The following is a 15,908-nucleotide window of genomic DNA, read 5'->3' on the forward strand; positions in this document are numbered from 1 at the left end:
GGGCGCCGGGCGGGAACGGCACGGGGCCGTCAGCGGCGGGCCAGCGCGGCGAGTTCCTGCCAGGAGTTGGCATTGTAAAACGCACGCTCGTCGCGAAACTCGACTTCGACCGTCTTGTGGCGTGCGTACCACGCACGCACCTTGCGGTCGCCGGCCGCGAGGCGCGCGGCCAGATCGTCGGCCAGCGACGTGCGCAGCAGCGCGAACGTCGGCTGCGGCGAGCGCAGTTGCTGCGCGTCGACGGTGACCGCCATCGCAATGTCGGCCTGCTGTGCGTCCAGCGCCGTATGCAGTTGCGCGACGAGGTCGGCGGGCAGATACGGCGTATCGCACGGCGAGCACGCGACCAGCGGCGCGCGCGCCGCGCGCATGCCGGCGAGCAGGCCCGCGAGCGGCCCGGGGAAGTCGGGCGTTTCGTCTGCGACGATGCGCGCGTCGAACGGCGCACCGAGCTCGGCATAGCGATCGGCATGGCGGTTCGCGCTGATCAGCGTCTCGTCGACCTGCGGCGACAGCCGGCGCAGCACGTGCAGCGCGAGCGGCGTACCGTCGAGCAGTTGCAGGCCCTTGTCGACGCCGTCCATGCGGGTCGCTCGGCCGCCTGCGAGCAGCAGGCCGGCGATCGACGGAGAAGCGGGAGCGGGCATCGTGTGAAGGCGGAAAGAGGCGTCAGCCGCCGATATACGACATTTCGACGCGCTTGCCGGCGCCGTCGGGCGTGGCGTCGGCCGAGGCGCTGCCGCGCAGCTGCGAATAGCGATCGGTGCGCGCCTGCCAGATGCGCGCGATCGCAGTCGCGATCTCGGCATCGCTTGCGCCGCCCCGCACGAGCGCACGCAGGTCGTGGCCGGCCGACGCGAACAGGCACAGGTACAGCTTGCCTTCGGTCGACAGCCGGGCACGCGTGCAATCGCCGCAGAAGGCCTGCGTGACGCTCGAGATCACGCCGATCTCGCCGCTGCCGTCCGCATAGCCCCAGCGCTGCGCGGTTTCGGCCGCTGTGTGCGGCTCGAGCGGCACCAGCGGGAAATGTTCGGCGATGCGCGCGACGACGTCCGCCGACGGCAGCACCTCGGTCATGTTCCAGCCGTTCGACGTGCCGACGTCCATGTATTCGATGAAACGCAGGATCACGCCGGTGCCGCGGAACCGCTCGGCCATCGGCAGGATCTCGCTGTCGTTGGTGCCGCGCTTCACGACCATGTTGACCTTGACCGGCGCGAGGCCCGCAGCCTGCGCGGCGAAGATGCCGTCGAGCACGTCGGCGCTCGCGAACTCCGCATCGTTCATGCGCTTGAACAGCGTGTCGTCGAGCGCATCGAGGCTGACCGTGACGCGCGTGAGCCCGGCGTCCTTCAGCGCGCGCGCCTTGCGTGCGAGCAGCGAGCCGTTGGTCGTCAGCGTCAGGTCGAGCGGGCGGCCGGCATGCGTCGTCAGGCGCGCGAGGCGCTCGATCAGGAATTCGAGGTTCTTGCGCAGCAACGGTTCGCCGCCCGTGATACGGATCTTCTCGACGCCGTGTGCGACGAAGAGTCGCGCCACGCGCTCGATTTCCTCGTGCGTGAGCAGCGCGCTGTGCGGCAGGAACGGGTAGTCCTTGTCGAAGACCGCGCGCGGCATGCAGTACACGCAACGGAAATTGCAGCGGTCCGTCACCGAAATGCGCAGGTCGCGCAGCGGCCTGGCGAACGTGTCGGCCAGCGTGCCGTCGGGGGCATGCGCGACGCCGGAGACGTCCGGCATCCCGCTGACGTCGGCGAGAGGAATGATGCGTCGGGACATGTTGGAAGAAGTGCGAACCAGGCCTCTATTTTAGCCGCAACCGGCCGGTGGGTCCGGTGGGCGGAAACCCGCAGCGCGGACATGAAAAAGCCCGCCGGAGGCGGGCTTTTCCTGGTCGGGCGATGCGCCGTTAGTGGTGCGTCGTTTCGACCTGCTGCATCGGCGCCGTATCGGCCGGCGGCAGCACCTTGCGTTCGCGCGGCACGCGGGCCGGGCGCGGGAGTCGCGATGCGGCTTCCTGCGCGGCCGCGAACTTGTCGGCGTCCGTGTTCACCCAGACGAGACCGGCCTGCTCCAGCACGACGTCCAGGCTCGCCGAAGCGGGCGCGGCTGCCGGTTGTGCGGGGGCGGGAGCCGGTGCCGGTGTCGGTGCCGGTGCGGCGACGGCCTCGACCGGCGCGGCTGCGACCGGTGCCTCGGCCACCGTCGGCGCGGCTTCGACCACCACCGGAGCGGTCTCGATCGCCACGGCAGCCGGTGCAGCCTGCTCGACCGGTGCGGCTTGCGGCGCCTCGGCAGCGACCGGAGCGGCTGCCGGCACTTCGAACGCATCGGTCGGCGACACCGCGACCGGCGTCGGGCCTGCTTCCGCGACGGCCGGTGCGACCGGTGCCGGTTCGGCTGCCTGGGCGGCGACGGGCTCGACCGAGGCGGCCGGAGCCACTTCGGCGAGGGCCGGTGCCGGCTGCGCTTCGACAGCGGCCGGTGCGGCATGCTGCTCGGCGACGGCTTCCACGGCGACCGCGCTTGCCACGGCCGCGACGACTGCCGGCGCGGCCGTGTGAGCCGGTTCGGCAGCGACCGGGGCGGCCGGCGTCACCGCTTGCGCGGCGACTTCGCCTTCGGCGCCTTGTTCGGCCTGCTCGACTGCGCCGTCTTCCTCGCGCTCGCGACGACCGCCGCGGCGGCCGCGACGGCGACGGCGGCGTTCTTCGCCGTCACGTGCGCCGGCTTCCGCATCGGCTGCCAGTTCCGCGCCGGGCAGGGCTTCTGCCGCCACCTTGTCGGTTTCCGGTTCCGGATGGTTTTCACCGCGGGTGACGGTTTCGAGCGTGGCTGCGTGCTGGGTCGGCTTGCGGCGTTCGCCGCGCTCGCGACGCTCGCCGCGTTCCTGACGCTCGCCACGGCCGGTTGCTTCGACGCCTTCCGGCTGTTCGGCACGCTCGCGCGGTTCGCGGTTCTCGCGCGGTTCGCGCGGCTCACGGCCTTCACGCGGCTCGCGACCTTCACGCGGGCCACGGCCCTCGCGACCTTCGCGACCCTCACGGTTTTCACGACCTTCGCGGCCCTCGCGACCTTCACGCAGCTCACGACCCTCGCGCGGCTCACGGCCTTCACGCGATTCGCGCACTTCCTTGCCTTCGCGTTCCTGGCGTTGCGGCTGGCCACGGCCTGCGGCTGCCGGGTCGCGGCCGCCTTGCGCCTGCTGGGCGCCGCCGCGACGGTTGCGATTGCGATCGCCGCCGCGCTGCTCGGTCTTTTCCGTGCGCTCGCGCGCCGGACGGGCTGCCTGCTCCTTCGCCGGTGCCGGCGCGACCGGTGCGGGCGCCGGTGCCGGCGACACGCCGAACAGGCCCTTCAGCCAGCCGATGAAGCCGCCGCTTGCCGCGGCGACGGGCGCCGGGGCGGGGGCGGCAACGGGCTCGACCGGACGCTGCGGAGCCGGGCTCGGTGCCGGACGCTCGGGCGTGATGCCCTTGACCGCGGCTTCCTGCTTCGGCTTCACTTCGGCCGCCCGCTTGCTGTAGCCGGTTTCCGACTCGAGCTCGCGGGCCGCTTCCTCGGCCATCTTCCAGGATGCGCGCGGATCGTCGAGGCGCGCATCGTCGTGACGCAGGCGCTCGAGCTTGTAGTGCGGCGTATCGAGGTGCTTGTTCGGGATCAGCACGATGCCGACCTTGAAGCGCGACTCGATCTTGTTGATTTCCTGACGCTTTTCGTTCAGCAGGAAGGCGGTCACCTCGACCGGCACCTGGCAGTGGATCGCCGCGGTGTTTTCCTTCATCGCTTCTTCCTGAATGATCCGCAGGACCTGCAGCGCGGACGATTCGGTATCGCGGATGTGGCCGGTGCCGTTGCAGCGCGGGCACGTCACGTGGCTGCCTTCCGACAGCGCCGGGCGCAGGCGCTGGCGCGACAGTTCCATCAGGCCGAAGCGCGAGATCTTGCCCATCTGCACGCGCGCACGGTCGTGCTTGAGCGCGTCCTTCAGGCGCTGCTCGACTTCACGCTGGCTCTTCGCCGATTCCATGTCGATGAAATCGATCACGATCAGGCCGCCGAGGTCGCGCAGGCGCAGTTGGCGGGCGACTTCGTCGGCCGCTTCGAGGTTCGTGCGGGTGGCCGTTTCCTCGATGTCCGCGCCCTTGGTCGCGCGTGCGGAGTTCACGTCGATCGCGACGAGCGCTTCGGTGTGGTCGATCACGATCGCGCCGCCCGACGGCAGCGGGACCGTGCGCGAGTACGCGGTTTCGATCTGGTGCTCGATCTGGAAGCGGGAGAACAGCGGCACGTCGTCGTGATAGCGCTTCACCTTCGCGACGTTGTCCGGCATCACGATGTCCATGAAGGCACGGGCCTGATCATGGATTTCGTTCGTATCGATCAGGATTTCGCCGATATCCGGCTGGAAATAGTCCCGGATCGCGCGGATCACGAGGCTCGATTCCAGATAGATCAGCATCGGCTGGCCGGCGTTGCCGCTTTGCGAGGCAGCCTCGATCGCGCGCCACAGTTGCAGCAGGTAGTTCAGGTCCCACTGCAGTTCCTCGGCGCTGCGGCCGATGCCCGCGGTACGGGCGATCATGCTCATGCCGTCCGGAATCTGCAGCTGCGCCATCGTTTCGCGCAGTTCCTGGCGCTCGTCGCCTTCGATCCGGCGCGATACGCCGCCGCCGCGCGGGTTGTTCGGCATCAGCACGAGATAGCGGCCGGCGAGCGAGATGAAGGTGGTGAGGGCGGCGCCCTTGTTGCCACGCTCTTCCTTCTCGACCTGGACGATCAGCTCCTGGCCTTCGCGCAGCGCATCCTGAATGCGCGCGGAGCGCATGTCGATGCCTTCCTTGAAGTACTGGCGGGCGACTTCCTTGAACGGCAGGAAGCCGTGGCGGTCTTCGCCGTAGTTGACGAAGCACGCTTCGAGCGACGGCTCGATACGGGTGATGACACCTTTGTAGATATTGCCTTTGCGCTGTTCGCGCCCGGCGGTTTCGATGTCGATGTCGATGAGCTTTTGCCCATCGACGATGGCGACGCGCAGCTCCTCCTGCTGCGTCGCATTGAACAGCATGCGTTTCATGAACGACTCCAGGCGGCTCCGCTGCCGGCGCCTCGCGGTTGTCAGGCGCGAGGGCGGGAACGACGACAGGCCGCACCTTGTTGTGTTGTCACGAGCACGCTGGAGCGGGAATGCTGGCGGGGAGAATTGCCTGAAGAGGCGCTTGGGCCCGAAAGACGGGGCCGGCGGCCATAGGGCACCTGCGAATACGGCTTCAAAGCACGGCGTTCACACACCGCACGCTGCAAAAGCGCGCTAAGCCTGTCCGGGCATTGCCACGGGCGCGCGCAATGCGTCGCGCGCGCCGACGGGCGGCAGATGCTGCGGCTTGGGCCGCAGCGGGGAGTATCGAATCCAGCCCGACTTTCCCGCTTGGGGTGTACTTCCCTGGTTTGACGTCGCCAAGCCCCGCACGCTTCGCGGGGCCAAATCGGGCGCAACGCCGTAATTTTCGCAACCGGCAGCCTGCGGACGCACTGCGCGCCGTCGGCTGCCGATCAAATTCTTTTCAACCAACTTTCCGTTACCGCGGCGCCTTGCCGACCGAATCCGCCTGTGGGCGCGATCCTTGCCGACGGGCGGCGCCGTGCGTGCAACTTGCTGCTTCTCTTTGATTAGGGGCGAGCAGCGGACCCCCGGCGCAAGTAAAATAGCAGTTTGCGCTTGCGCCTTGCCCGATTCAGCCGGGGCCGGCCGGTCAGGCCACCCACAACGTCAGGCTGGGCAAAATTATATTCAGTATGAATGAGTTAGGCAAAATATCCCAGAATTCGGTCGCAAGCGGCCAGGTATCGATGATCGAGATCGACGAAAACTCGGCCGGTCAGCGCATCGACAACTTCCTGTTGCGCGTCTGTAAAGGCGTGCCGAAAAGCCATATTTACCGGATCCTCCGCAGCGGCGAAGTGCGCGTGAACAAGGGCCGGATCGACGCGCAGTACCGCCTGGAGCTCGGCGACCTCGTCCGCGTGCCGCCGGTGCGCGTGGCGGCGGCCGACCTCGCGCGCGCCGACACGCCCGTCGTGCCGCCCGCGAATTTCGACGTGCTGTACGAGGACGACGCGATGCTCGTGATCGACAAGCCGGCCGGGGTCGCGGTCCACGGCGGCAGCGGCGTCGCGTTCGGCGTGATCGAGCAGATGCGCCAGGCGCGTCCGCGCGCGAAATTCCTCGAACTGGTGCACCGGCTCGACCGCGAGACGTCCGGGATCCTGATGCTCGCGAAGAAGCGCACGGCGCTCGTCGGCCTGCACGAGCAGATCCGCGAGAACCGGATGGACAAGCGCTACTTCGCGTGCGCGCACGGCGAATGGCAGCCCGACTGGGGCCGGCGCCGCGCGGTGAAGGCGCCGCTGTTCAAGTATTCGACCCCGGAAGGGGAGCGCCGCGTACGGGTGCAGGAGGACGGGCTCGCGTCGCATACGGTGTTCAATCTCGTCGACCGCTGGCCGGACTACGTGCTCGTCGAAGCGGAACTCAAAACGGGTCGGACCCATCAGATCCGGGTGCACCTCGCGCATCTCGGCCTGCCGATCGCCGGCGACGCCAAGTATGGCGATTTCGCATTGAACAAGGCGCTGGCGCGCGCGAACGCGCAGCCGTCGCTGAAACGGATGTTCCTGCATGCGCACCGCCTCAAGCTCGCTCATCCGCTGACCGGCGAGGCGCTGCAGTTCGATGCGCCGCTGCCGGCCGAGTGCCGGCGCTTCCTCGATCAACTCAGCGCATTGCGCGATACCGCCTGAACCGCATGGCCCGACAGCAATTTGACCTGATCGTCTTCGACTGGGACGGCACGCTGATGGATTCGACCGCGCACATCGCGCACAGCATCCAGGCGGCATGCCGCGATCTCGGCTTGCCCACGCCGTCCGACGAAGCTTCCCGCTACGTGATCGGCCTCGGCCTGCGGGACGCGCTGCAGATCACGGCGCCGACCCTCGATCCGTCCGACTACGCACGGCTGGCCGAGCGCTACCGCTATCACTACCTGCTCGACGACCAGCGCATCGAGCTGTTCGCCGGCGTGCGCGAGCTGCTCGCCGAACTGCGCGATACGGGCTATCTGCTCGCCGTCGCAACCGGCAAGGGTCGGGTCGGGCTGAATCGCGTGCTCGACCAGTCGAAACTGACGAGCTGGTTCGACGCGACGCGCTGCGCGGACGAAACGTTCTCGAAACCGCATCCGGCGATGCTGCACGAGTTGTCGCGGGAATTGGGGCAGGACCTGTCGCGCACCGTGATGATCGGCGATACGACGCACGACCTGCAGATGGCGGCCAGCGCCGGCGCGGCCGGCGTCGGCGTCGCGTATGGCGCGCACACGGCCGATGCGCTGGCGGCGCTCACGCCGCGCTTCGTCGCGCCGGACGTCGGTGCGCTGGCCGCATGGCTGCGGGAGCACGCATGAGCGCGGCGCCGGACGCCGTGCGCGTGTGCGCGTCGGACGCGCTGACCGACGGCGGCGCCGGGGTGCGCGTCGACGCGACGCTGCGCGGCGAGCAGGCGGTCGTGTTCTTCGTGCGCTACGACGGCCGCGCCTACGGCTACCTGAACCGCTGCGCGCATGTGCCGATGGAGCTCGACTGGGCCGAAGGGCAATTCTTCGAGTCGTCGGGCCTCTATCTGATGTGCGCGACGCACGGCGCGATCTACGCGCCGGATACCGGCAAGTGCGTCGGTGGCCCGTGCCGCGGCGGCCGCCTGCGGCCGGTCGAGGTCGACGAGCGCGACACGCCCGACGGCCGTGCGGTATTCTGGGTGCCCGATGCGGACCTGCATCCCGCCACGCCCGCCACGCCCGCCACGACCGACTGACGACACCACTGCATGGCCGACCAACCGAATTCCCCGGATTCCTCCTCCCGTCCCGACAGCCGTGAACCGGCCTGGGAGCGCGCAGCGCTCGAGCGGATCGCGCTCGCGGCCGTCAAGGAGCAGCGTGCCGCACGGCGCTGGAAGATCTTCTTCCGCTTCGCGTTTCTCGCCGTGTTCGTGCTGCTCGCGTTCGCGCTGATCGATTTCTCGAGCGATTCGAAGTTCTCGTCGAGCGGGCGGCATACGGCGCTCGTGACGATCGACGGCGAGATCGCGGCAGGCGTCAACGCGAACGCCGACGACATCAACACCGCGCTCGACGCCGCGTTCGACGACGACGGCACGGTCGGTGTCGTGCTGCGGATCAACAGCCCGGGCGGCAGCCCGGTGCAGGCCGGCATGGTCTACGACGAGATCCGGCGCTTGCGCGGCAAGTATCCGGACAAGCCGCTGTACGTCGTCGTGACCGACATGTGCGCATCAGGCGGGTATTACATCGCGTCGGCCGCCGACAAGATCTTCGTCGACAAGGCGAGCATCGTCGGCTCGATCGGCGTGCTGATGGACGGCTTCGGCTTCACCGGGCTGATGGGCAAGCTCGGGGTCGAGCGGCGCCTGCATACGTCGGGCGAAAACAAGGGCTTCTACGATCCGTTCTCGCCGGAAACGCCGAAGATGGACGCGCACGCGCAGGAGCTGCTCGACCAGGTGCATGCGCAGTTCATCAAGGCCGTGAAGGATGGCCGCGGCAAGCGGCTGCACGAGACGCCGGACATGTTCTCCGGCCTGTTCTGGACCGGCGAGAAGAGCGTCGAGCTCGGGCTCGCCGACGGCTACGGCACCACCGACACGGTCGCGCGCGACGTGCTGAAGGCGCCGGATCTGGTCGACTATACGGTGAAGGAAAGCCTGACGAACCGTGTCGCGCGCAAGTTCGGCGCGGCCGTCGGCGGCGCTGCGATGAAGGCGCTGACGGCTGGCGGCGCGTCAGTCAGCCTGCGCTGACGGCGGCGATCGGCGGGCCGCGATGGCCCGCCTTTCATTCATCGGTGGATCGCCGGTCGCGGCATCAATCAGTTCGCGAGCAGCAGGAAGATCGCGGGGCGCTTGTGCAGATTCGGCGCCGGCGCCTTTTTCCAGTCCGCCGCCGTGCGGCTCGCGATCGTCTCGGTCGCGAGGGTCAGATCGGCCGCGACGCAGATCTGCGTCGACGGCGCGCAGGTCGCGACCAGCGTGTCGAGCATCGCGTGATTCCGGTACGGCGTTTCGATGAAGATCTGCGTCTGGCGCGCCTTGCGCGACAGTTGCTCGAGTTCGCGCAGGCGTTTCGCGCGCGCGGCCGCATCGACCGGCAGATAGCCGTTGAACGCGAAGCTCTGGCCGTTCAGGCCCGACGCCATCAGCGCGAGCAGGATCGAACTCGGTCCGACGAGCGGCACGACCTTCACGCCGCGCTCGTGCGCGCGGCGCACCAGCAGCGCGCCGGGATCGGCGACGGCCGGGCAGCCGGCCTCCGACACGAGGCCGGCATCCGCGCCGGCCAGCACCGGAGCGAGCAGCCGGTCGATCGCGCCGGCCGGCGTATTGACGTTCAGCTCGCTGATCTCGATTTCCTGGATCGGCCGCGTCGTACCGATCTTCTTCAGAAACGCGCGGGTCGTTTTCGCGTTCTCGCCGATGTAATAGCCGAGCGTGCCGGCGCGCGCCTGCACGGCGGCGGGCAGCACGGCGGCGAGCATCGATTCGTCGCCTTCGCCGAGCGTGTTCGGGACGAGATAAAGCGTGCCGGCGGTCATGCGCGGTCTCCACGAGTGGTTGCAAACAACGGGTAGCCGGCGGCGCGCAGCATCCGCGTGAGGGCGATCAGCGGCAGGCCGACGAGTGCGGTGGGGTCGTCCGAGTCGATCGCGTCGAGCAGGGCGATGCCGAGCCCTTCGGATTTCGCGCTGCCGGCCACGTCGTACGGCGTTTCCGCGCGCAGGTAGGCGTCGAGTTCGGCCTCGGGCAGCGAGCGAAAGCGCACGTGCGTGACGATGTCCTCGACCTGCGCTTCGTCCGTACGGCTGTCGTACAGGCAGAGCGCGCTGTGGAATTCGACTTCGCGGCCCTGCATCGACACGAGTTGCGCGAGCGCGCGCTCGTGCGTACCGGGCTTGCCGATCTGGTGGCCGTCGAAGGTCGCGACCTGATCCGACCCGATCACGAGCACGCCGTCCGGCGCGTCGATCGTCGCGGCCACCGCGCGTGCTTTCGCGGCGGCGAGGCGCAGCGCGGTCGCGGCCGGCGTTTCGCCGGCGAGCGGGGTTTCGTCGAGGTCGGGCGACACGACGTCGAACGGCACGCCGAGGCGCTCGAGGAGCGCTCGGCGGTAACGGGAACTGGAAGCAAGAATCAGCCGCGGCGGGCGGCAAACGGTATCCGGCATGGTCGGTTGGATCGGTGAGTCGTCAGGTGTGGCGCGGCGTTGCGCGGACGCAAGCTTAAGTGATTGACCGCAAAAGGTAAAACAGGTATGCTTTCCCGCTTTTCGTCGGCAGGCTTTCGTGTGGTGGCGCCTGCCGGGTCTTCGGAAGTAAAGTACGTCATCTTCGATGAGCCGTACGCGAGCGGTGCCAAGCCGGATCCCGCAAGTCAGCCTGTAGGCAGGAGCGCACATGAACACTTCTTCTGGCAAACCTGCGGCGGCGCTCGATCCGCACGCGGTCGACCTGTTCGAGTTTGCCCGCAGCGGGCGGCAGGCAGCCGGCGCGGTGCACCTCTCGCAACTGCCGCGCATGTTAAACGAAGTGCCGACGGACGCGCCAGATCGCGACACGGTCTTCACGTGGCAGGCGGAAGGGTTCACGCAAAAGGAGTTGCAGGACGACGGCACCGACGGGCAGCAGCCGTATCTGCGCCTCGCGGTGCACGGCCATGCATGGCTCACGTGCCAGCGCTGCATGACGCCGTACGACCAGACGTTCGACGTCGACATGACGTACCGGATCGTCGCGACCGAAGAAGAAGCTGAAGAATTTCCGCTCGACGACGATGAAGCCGATGTGATCGTGGGCTCACGCCAGTTCGATCTCGTCGACTTGATCGAAGAGGAATTGCTGCTTTCGTTGCCGCTCGTGCCCAAGCACGAGGTTTGCCCGGCAGTTCACGAAAGCCTCGTGTCGGGCGCGAGCGGTCCCACGGAAGAGACGGACGAGGCGTCCGACGAAGCCGGGGACGAAGGCAAACGGCCGAATCCGTTCGCAGCGCTGGAAGCGTTGAAGAAGGACGGTGACGGCACCAAGAAACACTGAGCAGTTGTGGCGCGGGAAGGCGTAAGGGCTTTGGGCCAGGGTAGTTAAGCGCCGGATCGGGCTGTGTTAGAATCCGGAAAATTATTTAGGAGTTAGTCATGGCAGTCCAGCAAAACAAGAAGTCGCCGTCGAAGCGCGGCATGCATCGTTCGCACGATTTCCTGACGGCAGCGCCGCTGGCAGTCGAGCCGAGCACGGGTGAAGTGCACCTGCGTCACCACGTCAGCCCGAACGGCTACTATCGCGGCAAGAAAGTCGTCAAGACGAAGAACGACTAAGCGTCAAGTCACGCGTTGCGCGCTACGCTCGCCGTTCGCGTGACAACTGGTTCGCTTGACACTTTCCTGGCTCAACAAAAAGGCGGCATTCAACTGCCGCTTTTTTGTGCCTGAAATTCGTCGCATTCCATGACCGTAAAGCTCACAATCGATTGCATGGGAGGCGACCACGGCCCGTCCGTGACCGTTCCCGCGGCAGTCAAGTTCGTCCGCGCGCATCCCGATGCGCACCTGATGCTCGTCGGCATCGAAAGCGCGATTCGCGCTCAGCTGAAGAAGCTGAAAGCCCTCGACGATCCCGCGTTGACCATCGTGCCCGCCACCGAAGTCGTGGCGATGGACGATCCTGTCGAAGTGGCGCTGCGCAAGAAGAAGGATTCTTCGATGCGCGTCGCGCTCAACCACGTCAAGGACGGCGCGGCGCAGGCCTGCATCTCCGCCGGCAATACCGGCGCGCTGATGGCCGTTTCCCGTTACGTACTCAAGACGCTGCCCGGCATCGAGCGGCCCGCGATCGCGTTCGCGCTGCCGAACCCGACCGGCTACACGATGATGCTGGACCTCGGCGCGAACGTCGACTGCGAACCGCAGCACCTGCTGCAGTTCGCGGAGATGGGGCACGCGCTCGTGGCCGCGCTCGAAGGCAAGGAGCGCCCGACGATCGGCCTGCTGAACATCGGCGAAGAGGTCATCAAGGGCAACGAGACGATCAAGCGCGCAGGCGAGCTGCTGCGTGCCAGCACGCTCAATTTCCGCGGCAACGTGGAAGGCAACGACATCTACAAGGGCACCGTCGACGTGATCGTGTGCGACGGCTTTGTCGGCAACGTCGCGCTGAAGACGTCCGAGGGGCTCGCGCAGATGCTGTCGGACATCATCCGTGAGGAGTTCGGCCGCTCGCTGATGTCGAAGCTGATGGCGCTGCTCGCGCTGCCTGTGCTGATGCGCTTCAAGAAGCGCGTCGACCACCGCCAGTACAACGGCGCGGCGCTGCTGGGGCTGAAGAGCCTCGTGATCAAGAGCCACGGTTCGGCCGACGCCTACGCGTTTGAGTGGGCGATCAAACGCGGGTATGATGCCGTCAAAAACGGGGTGCTGGAGCGCCTCGCGCGCGCGATGGCGGATAATTCAGTGTCGCTCGGCGACGGCGAACACGACGCGGGCGGCGCGGGCCATGCAAGCCCGGCCGCAGGCCATCACGCCGAACCTTCCGCTGCGCAATCCTCTAAAGCATAAATGGCCCAATCGACTCTCTATTCCCGCGTGCTCGGCACGGGCAGCTACCTGCCGCCCGACCGCGTCACGAACCAGCAGTTGACCGATCGTCTTGCGAAGGAAGGCATCGAGACGAGCGATGAATGGATCGTGGCGCGCACGGGCATCCATGCGCGCCATTTCGCCGCACCGGACGTCACGACGAGCGATCTCGCGCTCGAGGCGTCGCGTCGTGCGATCGAAGCGGCCGGTGTCGATCCGCAGTCGATCGACCTGATCATCGTCGCGACTTCGACCCCCGATTTCGTGTTCCCGAGCACCGCGTGCCTGCTGCAGAACAAGCTCGGCATCAAGAACGGCGGCGCGGCATTCGACGTGCAGGCCGTGTGTTCGGGCTTCGCGTACGCGATGGCGACGGCCGACAGCTTCATCCGCAGCGGCCAGCACCGTACGGCGCTCGTGGTCGGCGCGGAGACGTTCTCGCGCATTCTCGACTTCAAGGACCGCACGACCTGCGTGCTGTTCGGCGACGGTGCCGGCGCGGTGATCCTGTCCGCGTCGGAAGAGCCGGGCGTGCTCGGCAGCGCGCTGCATGCGGACGGCAGCTACTCGAACATCCTGTGTACGCCGGGCAACGTCAACCGCGGCGTGATCGACGGCAGCGCGTTCCTGCACATGGACGGGCAAGCCGTGTTCAAGCTCGCGGTCAACGTGCTCGAAAAGGTCGCGATCGAAGCGCTCGCGAAGGCGAATCTCGCGCCCGAGCAAATCGACTGGCTGATTCCGCACCAGGCCAACATCCGCATCATGACCAGCACCTGCCGCAAGCTCGGCCTGCCGCAGGAGCGCATGGTCGTGACGGTCGACCAGCACGGCAATACGTCGGCCGCGTCGATCCCGCTGGCGCTCGACGCCGCGGTGCGCGACGGTCGCATCCAGCGTGGCCAGCACGTGCTGATCGAAGGCGTCGGCGGCGGCTTCACCTGGGGCGCGTCGGTCTTCCGCTTCTGATCCGCGGCGCGCGACAAGCCGCGCGCGGATCCCATCGGCGCGCCGTTCGTGCGCGCCGTCCGAATCGATTCAATTGGGGACGATATGAAATTTGCATTCGTTTTTCCGGGGCAGGGCTCGCAGGCGATCGGCATGCTCAACGCATTCGCCGATCTGGCCGTCGTGCGCGAGACGCTCCAGGAAGCATCCGATGCACTCAATCAGGATCTCGGCAAACTGATCGCCGAAGGCCCGGCCGAAGAGCTGAACCTGACCACCAACACGCAGCCCGTGATGCTGACCGCGGCGTACGCGTGCTACCGCGCGTGGCAGCAGGCGGGCGGCCCGGCGCCGTCGATCGTCGCCGGCCACAGCCTCGGTGAATACACGGCGCTCGTCGCGGCCGGCGCACTTGCGTTCAAGGATGCGGTGCCGCTCGTGCGCTTTCGTGCACAGGCGATGCAGACGGCCGTGCCGGTCGGCCAGGGCGGCATGGCCGCGATCCTGGGCCTCGACGACGACACGGTGCGCGCGGTATGCGCGGAAGCCGCGGAGGCGGGCGTCGTCGAAGCGGTGAACTTCAATGCTCCGGCGCAGGTCGTGATCGCGGGCAGCAAGGCCGCGGTCGAAAAGGCATGCGAGATCGCTAAGGCGAAGGGCGCGAAACGCGCGCTGCCGCTGCCGGTGTCGGCGCCGTTCCATTCGTCGCTGCTCAAGCCGGCGTCGGACCAGCTGCGCGACTACCTCGCGAACGTCGACGTGAAGGCGCCGCAGATTCCGGTCGTCAACAACATCGACGTTGCCGTGGTCAGCGATCCGGCCGCGATCAAGGATGCGCTGGTGCGCCAGGCCGCGGGCCCGGTGCGCTGGGTCGAGTGCGTGCGGCATATCGCCGGCACGGGCGTCACGCACGTGATCGAATGCGGTCCGGGCAAGGTGCTGGCCGGCCTGACGAAGCGCATCGACGGCAACCTGACGGGTGCGTCGGTGTTCGATCCGGCTTCGCTCGACGAAGCGCTCAAGCTCGTGACCGCCTGACGCGGCGCCTTTTCCCAAGCAACGGACATTCGATTCATGGACAAGACTCTCGATAAACAGGTTGCGATCGTGACCGGCGCGTCGCGCGGCATCGGCCGTTCGATCGCGCTCGAACTCGCGCGCCTGGGCGCGACGGTGATCGGCACGGCGACGAGCGAATCGGGCGCCGCCGCGATCACCGCGGCGTTCGCGGAAGCGGGCGTCACGGGCCGCGGCGCGGTGCTGAACGTCAACGACGCGGCAGCCGCCGAGGCACTGATCGATGCGACCGTGAAGGAATTCGGCGCGCTGAACGTGCTCGTCAACAACGCGGGCATCACGCAGGATCAGCTCGCGATGCGGATGAAGGACGAGGACTGGGACGCGGTGATCGACACCAATCTGAAGTCGGTGTTCCGCCTGTCGCGCGCGGTGCTGCGCCCGATGATGAAGGCGCGCGGCGGCCGTATCATCAACATCACGTCGGTGGTCGGCTCGGCCGGCAATCCGGGTCAGGTCAACTACGCGGCCGCGAAGGCCGGCGTCGCGGGCATGACGCGTGCGCTCGCGCGCGAAATCGGCAGCCGCGGCATCACGGTGAACTGCGTGGCGCCGGGCTTCATCGACACCGACATGACGAAGACGCTGCCGGAAGAACAGCAGGCCGCGCTCAAGACCCAGATTCCGCTCGGCCGCCTCGGCAGCCCGGAGGACATCGCCCATGCCGTCGCGTTCCTCGCATCGCCGCAGGCCGGTTACATCACCGGCACGACGCTGCACGTGAACGGCGGCATGTACATGTCGTAACGGTTTTCGTTTACCATCCGCGCCGTATCCCGTTTTTCAGGCGGATCGGCGCTTGATCGACCATCAAGCCAACGCGCGTTTTGGCGTCAGCAAACCTGATAAAATGCGCGCACTTGTAAATCTGAACTTTCCCTCGGAGGGGTAATGGACAACATCGAACAACGTGTCAAGAAGATCGTCGCTGAACAACTGGGCGTCGCGGAAGCCGAGATCAAGAACGAAGCTTCGTTCGTGAACGACCTGGGCGCGGACTCGCTCGACACGGTCGAACTGGTGATGGCTCTCGAAGACGAGTTCGGCATGGAAATCCCGGACGAAGAAGCAGAGAAGATCACGACCGTTCAGCAAGCGATCGACTACGCTCGCGCAAACGTCAAGGCGTAAGCGCCTTTCGCGCTTGTCCGCCACGTCGCCGCGATCTTCGCGATTGACGCG

Annotated in this window: 16 protein-coding genes; 11 read left to right on the forward strand and 5 right to left on the reverse strand. The window is 67.3% G+C overall.

What is annotated here, in order from left to right; genetic code table 11:
* Window positions 1-29: 29 nt before the first annotated feature.
* The 3 genes from mobA to KU887_RS05575 form a co-directional block, all read right to left on the reverse strand.
* Entirely contained in the window at window positions 30-647 is a 618-nt protein-coding gene (mobA, locus tag KU887_RS05565; protein WP_006488635.1) for a molybdenum cofactor guanylyltransferase MobA, read from the reverse strand.
* A 22-nt stretch (window positions 648-669) separates the two neighbouring features.
* Window positions 670-1,782 carry a GTP 3',8-cyclase MoaA gene (gene moaA / locus KU887_RS05570; protein WP_006488636.1) on the reverse strand — a complete coding sequence of 371 codons (1,113 nt, stop codon included), beginning with the start codon at window positions 1,780-1,782 and terminating at the stop codon, window positions 670-672.
* A gap of 130 nt (window positions 1,783-1,912) precedes the next feature.
* Window positions 1,913-5,080: an Rne/Rng family ribonuclease gene (locus KU887_RS05575; RefSeq protein WP_258255007.1), complete on the reverse strand. Its 3,168-nt coding sequence runs from the start codon at window positions 5,078-5,080 to the stop codon at window positions 1,913-1,915.
* Between the two features lie 719 nt (window positions 5,081-5,799).
* Between KU887_RS05575 and KU887_RS05580 the strand changes: the two genes are divergently transcribed.
* Genes KU887_RS05580 through KU887_RS05595 form a run of 4 tightly spaced genes read left to right on the forward strand, consistent with a single transcriptional unit; the run spans window position 5,800 to window position 8,881 of the window.
* Complete coding sequence (locus tag KU887_RS05580) at window positions 5,800-6,804, forward strand: RluA family pseudouridine synthase (RefSeq protein WP_043205423.1); 1,005 nt, start codon at window positions 5,800-5,802, stop codon at window positions 6,802-6,804.
* A gap of 5 nt (window positions 6,805-6,809) precedes the next feature.
* Window positions 6,810-7,469, forward strand: a complete 660-nt coding sequence (locus tag KU887_RS05585; RefSeq protein WP_006493743.1) for an HAD-IA family hydrolase — start codon at window positions 6,810-6,812, stop codon at window positions 7,467-7,469.
* A complete protein-coding gene (locus tag KU887_RS05590) occupies window positions 7,466-7,876 on the forward strand; it encodes a Rieske 2Fe-2S domain-containing protein (RefSeq protein WP_258255008.1) in 411 nt (136 codons plus the stop codon). Before KU887_RS05585 ends, KU887_RS05590 begins: the two co-directional genes overlap by 4 nt.
* A 12-nt stretch (window positions 7,877-7,888) precedes the next feature.
* On the forward strand, window positions 7,889-8,881 hold the full coding sequence (locus tag KU887_RS05595; RefSeq protein ID WP_006496514.1) for a S49 family peptidase: 993 nt from the start codon (window positions 7,889-7,891) through the stop codon (window positions 8,879-8,881).
* 68 nt (window positions 8,882-8,949) lie between these two features.
* On the opposite strand, the gene KU887_RS05600 is transcribed toward KU887_RS05595, so the two are convergent.
* Both KU887_RS05600 and KU887_RS05605 read right to left on the reverse strand, forming a co-directional pair.
* Window positions 8,950-9,672 (reverse strand): SAM-dependent methyltransferase, encoded by a 723-nt coding sequence (locus KU887_RS05600; RefSeq protein WP_006489699.1) that lies wholly within the window; start codon window positions 9,670-9,672, stop codon window positions 8,950-8,952.
* The gene (locus KU887_RS05605) at window positions 9,669-10,301 is read right to left on the reverse strand and encodes a Maf-like protein (RefSeq protein ID WP_034200837.1); all 633 of its coding nucleotides are present in this window, start codon (window positions 10,299-10,301) and stop codon (window positions 9,669-9,671) included. Before KU887_RS05605 ends, KU887_RS05600 begins: the two co-directional genes overlap by 4 nt.
* 229 nt (window positions 10,302-10,530) lie before the next feature.
* Here KU887_RS05605 and KU887_RS05610 point away from each other — a divergent pair, with 229 nt between their 5' ends.
* The 7 genes from KU887_RS05610 (at window position 10,531) to acpP (ending at window position 15,857) form a co-directional block, all read left to right on the forward strand.
* Window positions 10,531-11,166, forward strand: coding sequence for a DUF177 domain-containing protein (locus tag KU887_RS05610; protein WP_006489698.1), 636 nt, complete (start codon window positions 10,531-10,533; stop codon window positions 11,164-11,166).
* Window positions 11,167-11,264: 98 nt separating this feature from the next.
* Complete coding sequence (gene rpmF, locus KU887_RS05615) at window positions 11,265-11,444, forward strand: 50S ribosomal protein L32 (protein ID WP_006051932.1); 180 nt, start codon at window positions 11,265-11,267, stop codon at window positions 11,442-11,444.
* 129 nt (window positions 11,445-11,573) lie between these two features.
* Complete coding sequence (gene plsX, locus KU887_RS05620; RefSeq protein WP_006489700.1) at window positions 11,574-12,680, forward strand: phosphate acyltransferase PlsX; 1,107 nt, start codon at window positions 11,574-11,576, stop codon at window positions 12,678-12,680.
* Window positions 12,681-13,670, forward strand: a complete 990-nt coding sequence (locus tag KU887_RS05625; protein WP_006489693.1) for a beta-ketoacyl-ACP synthase III — start codon at window positions 12,681-12,683, stop codon at window positions 13,668-13,670.
* Between the two features lie 84 nt (window positions 13,671-13,754).
* On the forward strand, window positions 13,755-14,687 hold the full coding sequence (gene fabD / locus KU887_RS05630) for an ACP S-malonyltransferase (protein ID WP_058902116.1): 933 nt from the start codon (window positions 13,755-13,757) through the stop codon (window positions 14,685-14,687).
* Window positions 14,688-14,723: 36 nt separating this feature from the next.
* Complete coding sequence (fabG, locus tag KU887_RS05635; protein WP_006476504.1) at window positions 14,724-15,473, forward strand: 3-oxoacyl-ACP reductase FabG; 750 nt, start codon at window positions 14,724-14,726, stop codon at window positions 15,471-15,473.
* Window positions 15,474-15,617: 144 nt separating this feature from the next.
* Window positions 15,618-15,857: an acyl carrier protein gene (gene acpP, locus KU887_RS05640; protein ID WP_004197638.1), complete on the forward strand. Its 240-nt coding sequence runs from the start codon at window positions 15,618-15,620 to the stop codon at window positions 15,855-15,857.
* The last annotated feature ends 51 nt before the right edge of the window (window positions 15,858-15,908 follow it).

It is taken from the genome of Burkholderia sp. EMB26 (assembly GCF_024730645.1).
GTDB classification, from domain to species: domain Bacteria; phylum Pseudomonadota; class Gammaproteobacteria; order Burkholderiales; family Burkholderiaceae; genus Burkholderia; species Burkholderia cenocepacia.